The 14,164-nt window shown below is 44.3% G+C and carries 13 protein-coding genes; 12 read left to right on the top strand and 1 reads right to left on the bottom strand.

Annotation, left to right across the window (positions count from 1 at the left end):
- Positions 1-154: 154 nt before the first annotated feature.
- From C1N53_RS06450 to C1N53_RS06400, 12 genes are all read left to right on the top strand, one after another.
- Positions 155-1,312: a Gfo/Idh/MocA family protein gene (locus tag C1N53_RS06450; protein WP_206077623.1), complete on the top strand. Its 1,158-nt coding sequence runs from the start codon at positions 155-157 to the stop codon at positions 1,310-1,312.
- A gap of 8 nt (positions 1,313-1,320) precedes the next feature.
- Entirely contained in the window at positions 1,321-2,376 is a 1,056-nt protein-coding gene (locus C1N53_RS06445) for a sugar phosphate isomerase/epimerase (RefSeq protein WP_137758526.1), read from the top strand.
- Between the two features lie 23 nt (positions 2,377-2,399).
- Positions 2,400-2,885 (top strand): c-type cytochrome, encoded by a 486-nt coding sequence (locus C1N53_RS06440; protein ID WP_137758525.1) that lies wholly within the window; start codon positions 2,400-2,402, stop codon positions 2,883-2,885.
- A 78-nt stretch (positions 2,886-2,963) separates the two neighbouring features.
- The gene (locus tag C1N53_RS06435) at positions 2,964-3,644 is read left to right on the top strand and encodes a DUF1080 domain-containing protein (protein WP_240773408.1); all 681 of its coding nucleotides are present in this window, start codon (positions 2,964-2,966) and stop codon (positions 3,642-3,644) included.
- 30 nt (positions 3,645-3,674) lie between these two features.
- The gene (locus C1N53_RS06430; protein WP_137758523.1) at positions 3,675-4,967 is read left to right on the top strand and encodes a nucleoside permease; all 1,293 of its coding nucleotides are present in this window, start codon (positions 3,675-3,677) and stop codon (positions 4,965-4,967) included.
- Positions 4,968-5,148: 181 nt separating this feature from the next.
- The gene (locus tag C1N53_RS06425) at positions 5,149-6,435 is read left to right on the top strand and encodes a sugar MFS transporter (protein WP_137758522.1); all 1,287 of its coding nucleotides are present in this window, start codon (positions 5,149-5,151) and stop codon (positions 6,433-6,435) included.
- Positions 6,436-6,450: 15 nt separating this feature from the next.
- Positions 6,451-7,338 carry a hydroxypyruvate isomerase family protein gene (locus C1N53_RS06420; protein ID WP_137758521.1) on the top strand — a complete coding sequence of 296 codons (888 nt, stop codon included), beginning with the start codon at positions 6,451-6,453 and terminating at the stop codon, positions 7,336-7,338.
- Between the two features lie 51 nt (positions 7,339-7,389).
- Positions 7,390-8,277 carry a sugar phosphate isomerase/epimerase gene (locus C1N53_RS06415; RefSeq protein WP_137758520.1) on the top strand — a complete coding sequence of 296 codons (888 nt, stop codon included), beginning with the start codon at positions 7,390-7,392 and terminating at the stop codon, positions 8,275-8,277.
- 207 nt (positions 8,278-8,484) lie between these two features.
- A complete protein-coding gene (locus tag C1N53_RS06410) occupies positions 8,485-9,534 on the top strand; it encodes an NAD(P)-dependent alcohol dehydrogenase (protein WP_137758519.1) in 1,050 nt (349 codons plus the stop codon).
- A gap of 151 nt (positions 9,535-9,685) precedes the next feature.
- On the top strand, positions 9,686-9,853 hold the full coding sequence (locus C1N53_RS22485; protein WP_168193977.1) for a DUF6728 family protein: 168 nt from the start codon (positions 9,686-9,688) through the stop codon (positions 9,851-9,853).
- Between the two features lie 8 nt (positions 9,854-9,861).
- Positions 9,862-10,212 (top strand): MmcQ/YjbR family DNA-binding protein, encoded by a 351-nt coding sequence (locus tag C1N53_RS06405; RefSeq protein WP_137758518.1) that lies wholly within the window; start codon positions 9,862-9,864, stop codon positions 10,210-10,212.
- A 348-nt stretch (positions 10,213-10,560) separates the two neighbouring features.
- Positions 10,561-11,058 carry a MarR family transcriptional regulator gene (locus tag C1N53_RS06400; protein ID WP_137758517.1) on the top strand — a complete coding sequence of 166 codons (498 nt, stop codon included), beginning with the start codon at positions 10,561-10,563 and terminating at the stop codon, positions 11,056-11,058.
- Between the two features lie 110 nt (positions 11,059-11,168).
- Here the strand turns inward: C1N53_RS06400 and leuS are convergent, their stop codons facing one another.
- Positions 11,169-13,940 (bottom strand): leucine--tRNA ligase, encoded by a 2,772-nt coding sequence (gene leuS, locus C1N53_RS06395; protein ID WP_137758516.1) that lies wholly within the window; start codon positions 13,938-13,940, stop codon positions 11,169-11,171.
- Between the last annotated feature and the right edge of the window lie 224 nt (positions 13,941-14,164).

Genomic DNA, 14,164 nt, shown 5'->3' with positions numbered 1-14,164 from the left:
TCACTTCATCTATAGCTTGCTTAAAAAGAAATAGCATTAGAGATGGATTTGACAACTTAAAAGAACTACTTATGACAATTTTGCTATATTCGTTTTCTGGAATGAGTCTTTTTGCAAAATTTTCGTTCAAGCCTTTTAAAAAATAAAACTTTTGATGAATCAGAAACTCAGATTAGGTATGATCGGTGGTGGACAGGGAGCCTTTATTGGAGCTGTGCACCGTATTGCCGCCCGTATAGACGGTGAATATGAACTGGTTTGCGGTGCGTTCAGCAGCAACCCGGAAAAGTCTAAAACCAGTGGTGAACTGCTGGGTATATCACCGGAAAGGGTGTACGGATCTTACCAGGAACTTTACGAAAAGGAAAAGCAGCTTCCTGAACATGAGCGCGTGCAGGTAATTAGCATAGTAACACCTAATCATGTGCACTTTGAGCCTACCAAAATGGGGCTGGAGTATGGCTTTCATGTAATACTTGACAAACCCATGACCTTTTCGCTGGAAGAGGCGCTTGCGCTTCGGAAAGTAGTGGAAAGCACTGGCAAACTTTTCTGCCTGACACATACCTATACAGGTTATCCTATGGTAAAAGAAGCCAGGCAACTGGTGGCATCCGGCAAATTGGGGAAAATCAGAAAGGTATACGTGGAGTATCCGCAAGGCTGGCTCAGCACCTTTGAAGAGGGTGGAGAGAACAAACAGGCATCCTGGAGAACCGACCCGAAACAAAGCGGCATCGCCGGTGCCATGGGAGATATTGGCACGCATGCCTTTAATCTGGCTGAATACGTAACAGGTTTGGAAACAATACAGTTATGTGCAGATATTAATGTAGTAGTTGAAGGACGTATGTTAGATGACGACGGTGCTTCCTTCCTGAAGTTTAACAATGGAGCAAGCGGTGTTTTGTTTGCTACACAGGTTGCTGCCGGCGAAGAGAACAACGTAAAGATAAGAGTGTATGGTGAGAAAGGCGGCCTGGAGTGGCAGCAGGATATGGCCAATACACTGCTGGTAAAATGGCTGAATCGTCCGACTGAAATCTACAGAACGGGCGGTGGCTATGTCAGCTCCTTTGCACAACACAACACCCGTACTCCCGGAGGTCATCCGGAAGGATATTTAGAAGCCTTTGCCAACCTGTACCGCAACTTTGCCCTTTGTGTGAAAGCTGCCATCAAAGGGGAGAAAGCTCAACCAGAATGGCAGGATTACCCGGGAATAGAAGAAGGGGTTCGTGGTATGGCCTTTATTGAGAACGTAATTGCCTCCGGTAAGTCAGATAAAAAATGGATCGATTTCACTATCTAATATAAACTATGACAACTATAAAAGGACCTGCTATATTTCTGGCTCAGTTTTTAGGAGATCAGCCGCCATTCAACGACCTGGAGTCCATTTGTAAATGGGCGAAAAGCTTAGGGTTTGAAGGAGTGCAGATTCCAACCTGGGCAACAAGTTACTTCGACTTGCAGAAAGCGGCAGAAAGTAAAACTTACGCAGATGAAATCAAAGGCATGGTGGAAAGCCATGGCTTGCAAATAACAGAACTATCGACACACTTACAGGGGCAGCTGGTGGCTGTAAACCCGGCTTACGATAAGATGTTTGATGGATTTGCCCCGGAAGCTTACCATAATAACCCGAAAGCACGCCAGGAGTGGGCCGTACAGCAATTAAAATATGCAGCAAAGGCTTCTCAGAACCTGGGGCTTAACGCGCACGCCACCTTTAGTGGTGCCCTGCTATGGCATACGGTCTATCCATGGCCACAGCGCCCGGCCGGTTTAGTAGAGGCTGGTTTCAAAGAACTCGCTGATCGTTGGCTGCCAATCCTGAACACCTTTGACGAATGTGGTGTGGACCTTTGCTATGAAATCCACCCTGGAGAAGATTTGCATGATGGCATTTCTTATGAGATGTTCTTGGAAAAAGTAAATAACCACCAGCGCGCATGCCTGCTGTACGACCCATCCCACTTCGTTTTACAGTGCCTGGACTACCTGTCGTACATCGATCATTACCATGAACGCATTAAAATGTTCCATGTAAAGGATGCAGAGTTTAATCCAACCGGAAAACAGGGGGTTTATGGCGGCTACCAGAATTGGGTGGAGCGTGCCGGCCGTTTCCGTTCCTTAGGCGACGGTCAGGTTGACTTCAAAGCTGTGTTCAGCAAACTGACGGCTTACGATTTTAAAGGTTGGGCCGTTATGGAATGGGAGTGTGCCCTGAAACACCCGGAAGACGGAGCACGGGAAGGTGCCATTTTCATCAAAGATCATATTATACGTGTCACAGAGAAGGCATTCGACGATTTTGCTGCCACAGGAATAGATGAAGATTTCAATAAACAAATTTTAGGTCTGAAATAACAAACAACACACAACAACACTATATGAAAAAGATTATGCTTGCTGCCAGCTGCGTGGCTTTTATGGTTGCCTGCGGCGGAAACAGTAATTCTGAATATGACCAATATTATAGCGACGATAAAGCAGCTTCTGAAGCTACTACAGATGATAATATGACGGCTGCTACCAGGCAGTCGGAAGTAGATACCAATGCTACCAATATTGGTACTGATCGCACAGAGACAGCTGCTACGGCTGCACAGGGAAATTTTGAAAAAGGTGCCAAACTGATAGAGATGTCTGATTGCCTCGCCTGCCATAAGGTAGATCAGAAGCTGGTTGGGCCATCTTATGAAGATGTAGCTAACAAGTATGAGTTCAACGATAAAAACGTAGATTACCTGTCGCAGAAGATTGTTAAAGGCGGTAGCGGTGTTTGGGGACAAGTACCTATGTCACCTCACCCTGACCTGAGTGCAGACGATGCCAAGGAAATGGCTCGCTATGTATTATCACTAAGAAAGAAATAGTAAATGAAAAAGCTCCTGATCCCTGCATTTGCACTTGCATGTTGCGTTGCTTGCCAGCCCACCCAGGATAAAACAACTATGGATAATAACCAGGACATCACACAACAGCCTTCAGCTACTGATGGGGAATGGATATCTCTTTTCGACGGCAAAACCTTAAACGGCTGGCATTCTTATGGCAGAAGCGCTGTAGGCAAAGCCTGGAAAGCAGAGAATGGTGTGCTTTTTCTGGATGCCTCCAACAAGGCTGACTGGCAAACACAGGATGGAGGTGATATTGTAACGGATCAGGAGTTTAGCGATTTTCATTTAAAGCTAGACTGGAAGATTTCAGAAAACGGCAACAGTGGTATTATCTTCTACGTGCACGAAGATACCAGCCAGTACGACTATACCTGGCACACAGGCCTGGAAATGCAGGTACTCGACAACAACGGACACCCGGATGCCAAAATCCACAAGCACCGTGCCGGTGATCTGTACGACCTGATTGCCAGTAGTGAAGAAACCGTGAAGCCTGTGGGGGAATGGAACGAGGTAGAGATTATCAGCAATAAAGGCAGCCTGGTCATGTTTCTGAACGGAACTGAGGTAGTGTCTACCACCCTGTGGGATGATAACTGGGCCTCTCTTGTATCGAACAGCAAATTTGCATCTATGCCGGGTTTTGGCATCTACAAGTCCGGCAGAATTGCGCTGCAGGATCATGGCGATAATGTATGGTTTCGCAATATTAAAATCAGAAAATTACAAGAGTAAGATTTAAATTCAATTATACCTAAACACGGAATGACACCCATAATCCGAATTAAATTATCCCTTATGATGTTCCTGGAGTTTTTTATCTGGGGCTCATGGTTTGTTACACTAGGCACTTTCCTGGTGCAAAATTTAAGTGCTTCTGGCTTAGAATCTGCCAATGTTTTTTCTACGCAATCTTTGGGGGCTATTATTGCTCCGTTTATCATAGGCCTAATTGCTGACCGTTTTTTTAACGCCGAGCGTATTCTGGGCGTGTTGCACCTGGTTGGAGCATTGCTGATGTACCTGATGTATAGCTCAGACAATGTTTCTGAATTTTATCCGTACGTGCTGGCTTACATGATTGCTTACATGCCAACACTGGCTTTGGTAAATTCCGTGTCCTTCCGCCAGATGAAGGATCCTGAAAAAGAATTTTCATCTATTCGTGTCTGGGGAACCATCGGATGGATTGTAGCAGGTCTGTCCATCAGCTATATTTTCCATTGGGATTCTGCCGAAGGAGTACGGGAGGGCTTTCTGCGCAATACGTTCATGATGGCCTGCATTGCTTCGCTGATCCTGGGAATTTTCAGTTTCTTTTTAACGAAAACGCCTCCTGTTAAAAGTGACGGTGCTAAAAGCACCAGCATCGTCGAAATTCTGGGATTAGATGCCGTAAAATTACTTAAAGACAAAAACTTCCTAGTCTTCTTTATTTCTGCTATTCTTATCTGTATCCCCTTGGCTTTCTATTATCAGAATGCCAACCCGTTCTTAACAGATATTGGACTGGCAAACCCAACTGGTAAAATGGCTATCGGTCAGATTTCCGAAGCAGTTTTCCTGCTGATGCTGCCGATTTTCTTTACCCGCTTCGGTTTTAAAAAGACAATTTTGATAGGCATGCTGGCCTGGGCGGTGCGTTATGCCTTGTTTGCCTTCGGAAATGCTGATGAACTTGCTTTCATGCTGATCATAGGAATTGCCTTACACGGGATTTGCTACGATTTCTTCTTTGTATCCGGTCAGATCTATACAAACTCTCATGCCGGTGAAAAGCATAAGAGCTCTGCTCAGGGTTTGGTTACACTGGCTACCTATGGTGTAGGCATGTTAATTGGTTTCTGGGTAGCTGGTTTTATCAGCGACTATTACACTTCAGCAGGTGATGCCCGTAACTGGCAGAACATCTGGCTTATACCGGCTGGAATTGCGGCCCTGGTAATGGTGCTGTTCATCATTTTCTTTAAAGATGAGAAAAAAGAAGCACAAAGAATTGCCCAAGATAACGACTATACAAAGGTAGTTGGCTCCAGCACAGCCGATCAGCCTTTATAGAAACAGTTAAGCTGCCCTTGCTTTTGAGCAAAGCAGTCCTTCCCAGCAGGTGCATTAGCCATAAGCACCTGCTGGTATTGTCTTGCGACGAAATGGTTTCGCAGATTTATAATAGTGAATTAAGAGTTACCCTTAACTATACAACAGTTTAATATAATTTCTCTAACAAATTCAAAATCATATGCAGACCATTCAACGTTCAAAACTCTTCTGGGCAAGCTGTTTTGCCTTGTTAGTTACTTCGCTATCTTTTGGTATACGGGCAGGTATCTTAAACCAATTAGGAATAGATTTTCAGTTGAGTGCTTCTGAGCTCAGCACCATCACGGCTACCGCCTTCTGGGGCTTCCCGCTGGCCATCGTAGTCGGGGGATTTATTGTGGATGCTATCGGCATGAAGCGCCTTCTGGTTGCCGCCTTCGTTTTCCATTTAGCCGGTATTTTGCTTACGGTGTTTGCACAAGGCTACTGGACTCTATTTCTTTCAACCTTGCTGATCGGTATCGCAAATGGTACCGTAGAAGCTGCCTGCAACCCGCTGGTTGCTACTTTATACCCTGAAAACAAAACAACAAGATTAAATTATTTCCACCTGTGGTTCCCTGGCGGCATCGTAATTGGTACCTTACTGGTGCTATTGCTGTCTAACTTCGGGATCGGATGGCAGGTTCAGGTGGCCTTTATGATCATCCCAACCCTGATCTATGGCTATCTGTTCTTTAAACTTGATTTCCCGGTAACAGAGCGTGTGGCCTCTGGTTACTCAACAGCTGATATGTACAAAGCTGTTGCATCACCATTGTTTATCTTCATGTTTGTATGCATGTTCGGTACAGCTATTACAGAACTGTTTACCGGCCAGTGGATTGATGTTTTACTTCGTAATGTAACTGATAACGCCCTTCTTATCCTTACCTTAACAACAGGTGTGATGGTGATAGGCCGTGCATTTGCCAAACCGGTTGTCGGGAAGCTAAGCACTTCCGGAGTGCTGTTCTTTTCGGCTATTCTGGCTGCGGCAGGCATTTACCTGCTCAGCACACTTACCGGCAATGCCATCTTCTTTGCAGCACTGGTATTCGGTATTGGAGTTTGCTACTTCTGGCCTACAATGATCGGCTTTGTAGCAGAAAACATCCCTCGATCAGGCGCACTAGGCCTGAACCTGATGGGCGGGGCAGGTATGTTTGCCGTGTCTGTTTACACGGTATTTATGGGTTCTTTTTATGATAATATTGTTTTAAACCATTTACCTGGGGGTGCAAACCTGGAGGATTATGTTAAAGCCACGGAAGGTTCCGTTATGGCAGAAGCCTTGAACAATGCGAGAAATCTTGCTGGTCCGGAAGTGCTACAGGCCACCCTGATGATACCGATTTTCCTGACTTTCGCTTTCGGAGGACTGTTCCTTTACATGAGGTCCAGGAAAAACAAGGTTATGAACAAGACCAATTACGCAACCGCATAATTTACAAAATTATACATGGCAACCAATCAAAACAGAAGGGCAGCAGTGAAAGGCATTTTAGCCGGTACTGCTGCATTAACCGCTACAGGAATGTTACCATCTTTTGAAACCAAAGCCGGTTCTCTGGCCAACCTGAAGCTAAAGGGAAATGTGAACCATGCTGTATGCAGGTGGTGCTACAACGATCTTTCTTTAGAAGAACTTTGCAAGGCAGCAAAAGAGATCGGGCTGAAAGGAATTGACTTGGTTGGACCAGCAGATTGGCCTGTGCTGCAAAAGCACGGGATTTACTCTTCGATGTGTAACGGTGCCGAAATAGGTCTGGATAAAGGTTGGAATAATACCACATACCACCAGGCCCTTATTAAGAACTATACTGAGATGATTCCACTTGTTGCCAAAGCAGGATATAAAAACCTGATCTGCTTCAGTGGTAACCGTAATGGTATGGATGATGAAACAGGACTTAAAAATTCGGCAGAAGGACTTCGCAAAATGATGTCTTTAGCCGAAAAACATAAGGTGACCCTGGTAATGGAGCTACTCAACAGCAAGATCGACCATAAAGACTATATGTGCGACCGAACCTCCTGGGGTGCAGAACTGGCAAAGCGTATCGGTTCCGAAAACTTTAAGTTGCTGTATGATATCTACCATATGCAGATCGACGAGGGAGATATTATCCGAAACATCCGGGAGTATCACCCATACATTGCGCATTACCACACAGCCGGCGTACCAGGCCGTAACGAAATTGATGAGTCGCAGGAACTATACTACCCGGCAATCATAAAAGCCATTCTGGCTACAGGTTTTAAAGGTTATGTAGCCCAGGAGTTTATACCTAAGCAACCTGATAAAATTGCGTCTCTTCGTAAATCCGTACAAATCTGTGATGTGTAAGGTTTACCAAATTTTACTAAATTATATAAAGGACATCATACCCACTATTTAATGACAACAAGACGATCGTTTTTGCAACAGGCTGGCATGCTATCAGCTGGCGTATTTCTGGCTCCTTCGCTGTTTGGCTGTAAAACAGGCAATACTACAACCGATAAAGAAGTAGGTATACAGCTGTACACGCTCAGAGAACAAATCTCCAAAGATGTAAACGGTGTTATTGGTAAAGTTGCTGAGGCAGGTTATAAGAACGTGGAAACCTATGGTTACTCCACCGAAAGCAAATTCTGGGGGCTGGATCCTAAAGCTTTCAAGCAGCTGATGGATAGCAATGGCCTTAAATCAGCCAGCGGCCACTACGATTTCAACGGCTATTTCCGCGACGGAAACGATGATGTAATTAAGTCGTATATCGAGGCGGGTTCTGCGATAGGCCAGACATATATAACGGCTCCTTATATTATTGAACCTCTTCGTCCTGACGCAGATGCTTATAAAGGGATAGCTGAAAAGCTTAACCGGGCTGCAGAACTTTGCAAGAGTGCCAATATGCAGCTGGCTTACCATAACCACGATTTCGAATTCCAATCCCACGGTGGTACTACAGGGTACGAAATTCTGCTAAGCGAAACAGATGCAGACCTGGTAAAGATGGAACTTGACCTGTATTGGGTGGTTCGTGCCGGTTTAAAACCCCAGGACCTGTTCCAGCAAAACCCTGGCCGCTATGTTATGTGGCACGTGAAGGACATGGATAAGGCAAGTCCGAACCTGAATACAGAAGTAGGTGCAGGCTCTATCAACTACAAAGAAATTTTTGAGCATGCAAAACAGTCTGGTGTGCAGTACTATTTTGTTGAGCAGGAAAACTTCGCCATGGATCCGTATGCCAGCATACAGCAGAGCATCAACTATGTGAAAAGTGACCTGATGAAGTAGACACACCAGCAGTGTTGGTTTACCTGAAGCTGCTAATGTTCCTCATCATCAACTAACCGGCTTTATTGCTCACCGAAAGCAGTAAAGCCGGTTTTATTTTATAGCAGCGGACTTCAAGCCTTCTCAGGGCTAATTTTGCCTGGGCACCAACTATCCCGTAGCTTAGCCGTTTTAACTTCTATCTGTAGGATAAAACAAAATCAAACTATGATTGCAACAAAAGCATATGCGGCCTTTGATGAGGAGACTCCGTTGGCACCTTTTAATTTAGACCGGCGGGAAGTGGGTGAGCACGATGTGCAAATCGAAATCAACTATTGTGGTGTTTGCCATTCTGATTTACACCAGGTAAAAAACGAATGGGGCGGAACCATGTACCCGATTGTACCCGGCCATGAAATTGTAGGTAAGGTAACAAAAGTAGGCAGTAAGGTTACAAAATTTAAAGAAGGTGATTTAGCGGGCGTTGGCTGCTTTGTAGACTCCTGCCGTACCTGCCCAAGTTGCCAGGAGGGCCTGGAGCAGTATTGCGAAGTACACAATGTGGGCACCTATAACAGCTATGAGCTTGATAAGAAAACCATTACTTACGGCGGTTATTCCTCTCAAATTGTGGTTGACGAGAACTATACCCTGAAAGTACCCGCAAACCTGGACCTGGCCAGAACAGCGCCTTTACTTTGTGCCGGTATCACAACTTATTCACCCATCATGCAATGGAAAATAGGCGAGGGGCACCGGGTAGGAATTGTAGGTTTAGGCGGTCTTGGCCACATGGCTGTTAAAATTGCTGCTGCCAAAGGAGCCAATGTTACGGTACTGAGCACTTCACCGGGAAAAGAGCAGGATGCCAAGGAGCTGGGGGCGCACAATTTTGCCGTAACAAGAGATCCGGAGCAGCTGAAATCGCTGCGAAATTCTTTTGACTTTATCATTGATACCGTTTCAGCTCCGCATGACTATAACCTGTACCTATCTATGTTAAAGTGCGACGGGACTATGATCTTATTAGGAGCTCCATCAGAGCCTTCGCCAATGGCAGGCTTTAGCCTGATACCGAAACGCCGGCGCATTGCTGGTTCTATGATAGGTGGTATACAGGAAACACAGGAAATGCTGGATTTCTGTGCCGAACATAATATCATGTCTGACATTGAGCTTATCTCCATTAAAGAGATCAACACAGCTTATGACCGTATGTTACAGAGCGATGTAAAGTACAGGTTTGTGATAGATATGGCTACACTGAATGATTAAAAACAGAAAAGGCCATTGCAGAAAGCACAATGGCCTTTTTCTTATTTTAAGGTATAGAAACTACTACTGCGCTAAATCTTTTTTTATCTTTAGATGTTCTTAAAGCAGCGGCACTGATACTTTAATAGCCGCGCTTAACCTGATTACAAATATGAAAAAAGGATTATTTAATTTTTCAGAGGTGTTCACTTATTTCTTTCGAAAGAAAGACCCCAACAGGAAAACCAATTTTAATCTGCGCACCATGCACACCATTAATAAGATTTCAATGCTGATGTTTTTGGCTGGTGTACTATATTTTATCATCAAACACATATAGTTCTTGCTGTGCATATCGAGGATTTCAGAGACTATTGTATGGCCAAAAAGGGAGTGACGGAAGAACTTCCTTTTGATGAGGATACGTTGGTCTTTAAAGTTTGTGGTAAAATGTTTGCCCTGTGCAGCTTGTCGGAATACAGCAATGGCATATCTTTAAAATGCGTACCGGAGACAGCTTTGCAACTTCGGGAAACATATACCCAGGTGAAGCCAGGTTACCACATGAACAAAGCTCACTGGAATACAATTTTACCAGAGGCAGGTCTACCAGATGCGTTACTCAAAGAATGGATTGATCTTTCTTATCTGCTGGTAGTGCAGAAACTGACCAAAGTCCAGCGGCTGACACTTCTGTGATTTGTATAAGGTGTCTCTATCTCCTTCTATATTCTCTCTACAGCCTCTTTTTTATTCATATATTAGAATTAGTCTTAATAAACGAGATTGCATTATTAAGGGATGCTGTTTCTGCTATACTTAATCGTTTCGTACAGCTGTAAAAATAAATTCATAATTGCCAGCCTTTATTATAGTTGATATTTGATTGATTATTAGATATTTATATCATTCTATTAGAAACTTTTTATTGTTAAATTGTTTTAGCTAAAGCTACTTTTTTTTAGCTGAAATTTAATTTTTAATGTATAGAAGGTGTAACTGATTTTTTTTTTTACTATCATTATAGTAAACTCACCTTAAAGAATAATGATTGAAAACGAAATTGGGATTAATTCCTTCCGAAATGAGTGGCAAAAGGCAAGTATAAGCATTTTGTTTACGCATGGCATGCTGTTTAACAGCTATGAGCGATTTTTTAAATCGTATGATCTGACAACACAGCAGTATAATATCTTAAGAATTCTGTATGATCAGTATCCGGACCCGGTCTCTACTTCTTTTTTACGTGAAAAGATGATGGATAAAATGTCTGATGCTTCGAGATTGGTGAATCGTTTAGCAAGCAAAGAACTGGTTTTAGTTTCACCTAATACCTCCGACAAACGTCTGGTAAACATTCTTATATCGGAGAGGGGTATCAACACCATAAAAGAAATAACGGGCAAAGCCTTTCTAATGGATGAAATGCTGCAAGGTTTAACCGAAGAGGAGGCAATGCAGTTAACGGATCTACTTTATAAATCAAGGGAATCAATCCGAAAAGTAAACGAAAGTCGTGCAGCGGCAGCCCAGGATCACAGTTAGACTCAGCAAACAAACACATTATGTATGAATAAACTTTGCTTCTAAGCTACAAAAAAACAAGCCGCTAAGTACAAAACTTAAGCGGCTTGTTTTTAGTAAGATGGAGCTTATTATACTACCACGTTAATAATTTTGTTTGGTACTATAATAATCTTCTTTGGTGCTTTTCCTTCTAAAAATTTCTGAACGGTTTCAGATTGCAGAACGGCTTGCTCCATTTCCTCTTTTGGAGTATCAGTGGCAAAGCTGAGTTTGGCACGCATCTTACCATTAATAGAAACCGGATATTCAAAGGAGTTTACAGCTAGGTGAGCTTCATTCCAGGAAGGAAAGGTAGCATAGGTAATACTCTCCTGATGCCCCAGCTTTTCCCACAGCTCTTCGGCAATATGCGGTGCATAAGGTGCCAGTATAATGGTAAGCGGTTCCAGTATAGCACGCTTGTTTGTCTTCAGAGCTGTTAACTCGTTTACACAAATCATGAAGGTACTCACAGAAGTATTGAAAGAGAAACGCTCGATGTCTTCTTCTACTTTTTTAATCGCCTTGTGTAGCGACTTCAATTCATCAGCTGTTGGCTCTGCATCAGAAACAGCAAAATTACCCTGGTTGTCGTGGAAAAGCTTCCAGAAACGCTTCAGGAATTTATGCACACCATCCATACCATTGGTATTCCAAGGCTTAAACTGCTCCAGCGGACCCAGGAACATCTCGTACATACGCAGCGTATCGGCACCTAAGCGCTCCACAATATCATCCGGGTTTACCACATTATACTTCGACTTCGACATCTTCTCGATTTCAACCCCGCAGATATACTTGCCGTCTTCCAGGATAAACTCCGCATTTGCATTTTCAGGTCTCCAATTTTTGAAAGCCTCCAGATCCATCACATCATTCTCAACAATATTGACATCTACATGCAGCGCTGTTGCCTCGTACTGGTCTTTTAGGTTGAAAGAAACATAGGTATTGCTGTCTTTCACGCGGTACACAAAATTTGACCTTCCCTGTATCATCCCCTGGTTGATCAGCTTCTTGAACGGTTCCTGCTCCGGTACATAGCCCATGTCGTACATAAACTTATTCCAGAAGCGGGAGTAGAGGAGGTGACCTGTGGCATGCTCTGAACCGCCAATATAGAGATCCACGTTTCGCCAGTAGTTCACTGCTGCATCAGATGCAAATGCTGCATCATTCCGGGCATCCATGTAGCGGTACCAGTACCAGCTGGAGCCTGCCCAACCTGGCATTGTGCTCAGTTCATACTGATGTTCTCCTTTGTATTTCCAATCCTGAGCCCTGCCAAGTGGTGGTTCACCGGTTTCAGTAGGCAAATATGCATCGATTTTCGGAAGCTCCAGCGGTAACTCGCTTTCTTCCAGCAAGTGTGGGATGCCATCTTTAAAGAATACCGGCACAGGTTCTCCCCAATAGCGCTGGCGGCTGAACACCGCATCACGAATCCTGAAATTCACTTTGCCTTTACCAACTTTCTTATCTTCCAGAAAATTTATCAGAACCGGTAAGGCTTCCTGGTAAGTCAGCCCGTTTACTAAACCTGAGTTGATGTAGCGGCCTTCTTTGGTGGCATCTGCCTGTGTTTCCAGTTCTTTCTGGGCATCCAGTATCTGGATAATCGGCAGATTAAAATGCTTTGCAAAATTCCAGTCACGCTGGTCTCCGGATGGCACAGCCATCACCGCACCTGTGCCATAACCAGCCAGCACATAGTCGGCTATATAAACTGGTACTTTCTCGCCGTTAAACGGATTAATAGCATAGGCTCCAGTAAAGGCCCCTGTTACGGTTTTCACGTCAGCCATACGCTCACGCTCAGACCGGTTCTTGGCGACAGATACATAATTTTCAACTTCAGAACGCTGAGCATCGGTAGTGATCTGCTCTACCAGTTCGTGCTCCGGTGCCAGTACCAGAAAAGACACACCGTAAACAGTATCAATCCGGGTTGTGAAAACTTTGATGCTGGCTTCACCGCTTTCAAGCTGGAACTCCATTTCTGCACCTATAGATTTCCCGATCCAGTTGCGCTGCATTTCTTTTACAGGCTCCGGCCAGTCAATATCATCCAGGCCCTGTAGCAGGCGGTCAGCATAGGCGGTGATGCGCATCATCCACTGCCGCATACGCTTGCGCTCTACCGGGTAACCGCCACGTTCCGATACACCGTCTTTTACTTCATCGTTTGCCAGCACCGTACCTAAGGCAGGGCACCAGTTCACAATGGCATCGGCCACATAAGTTAACCTGTACTGCAGCAATACCTTGGCTTGCTCCTGCTCCGACATTTTTTTCCAGTCTTCAGCAGTAAAAGAGGCGGTATCTTCGTCACAGGCGGCATTTACAGCTGCATTACCGTTTTGCTCAAAGGCAGCTATTAACTGGCTGATCGGCTCTGCTTTATCTGTGCTATAGTTATAATAGCTCTGGAAAAGCTGCATAAAGATCCACTGCGTCCACTTGTAGTACCCCGGATCAGACGTACGCACTTCTCTTTGCCAATCAAAAGAGAAGCCGATGTTCTTAAGCTGCTCCACATAGCGCTTTATATTTTCCTCGGTAGTTACAGCAGGGTGCTGCCCGGTTTGAATGGCATATTGTTCGGCTGGCAAGCCAAAGGCATCAAAACCCATTGGGTGCAAAACGTTATAGCCTTTTAAGCGCTTATAACGGCTTACAATGTCAGAGGCAATATAACCAAGAGGATGACCAACATGAAGTCCGGCACCTGAAGGGTAGGGGAACATATCGAGTGCATAGTACTTGGGCTTATCTTTGCTTTCTATGGCTTTAAAAGTCTGGTTTTCTTCCCAGTAGTTTCGCCACTTCTTTTCTATCTGGCTGAAATGATACTCTGACATCTATTTTTTATTGCTTTTCAAATGGAAAGCAAATTTAGCATCAATTCTTTAAATGTCTGCCCCTAAATCAGGATTGTTATCAGTAACCTGCACATTTAAGGCTTTTCTTATTCGCTGGCCCTGCCGGCACAGCTCCGGTATGGCAACAACAGTCCCCCGACAGGTATTCTGCGCTTACAGCCAAATATGTTACCTTTGGAAATCGCATATATAATAAAAGAACC

It is taken from the genome of Pontibacter sp. SGAir0037 (assembly GCF_005491705.1).
Classification (GTDB): Bacteria; Bacteroidota; Bacteroidia; order Cytophagales; family Hymenobacteraceae; genus Pontibacter.
This window is presented reverse-complemented; position numbering and strand designations above follow the sequence as displayed.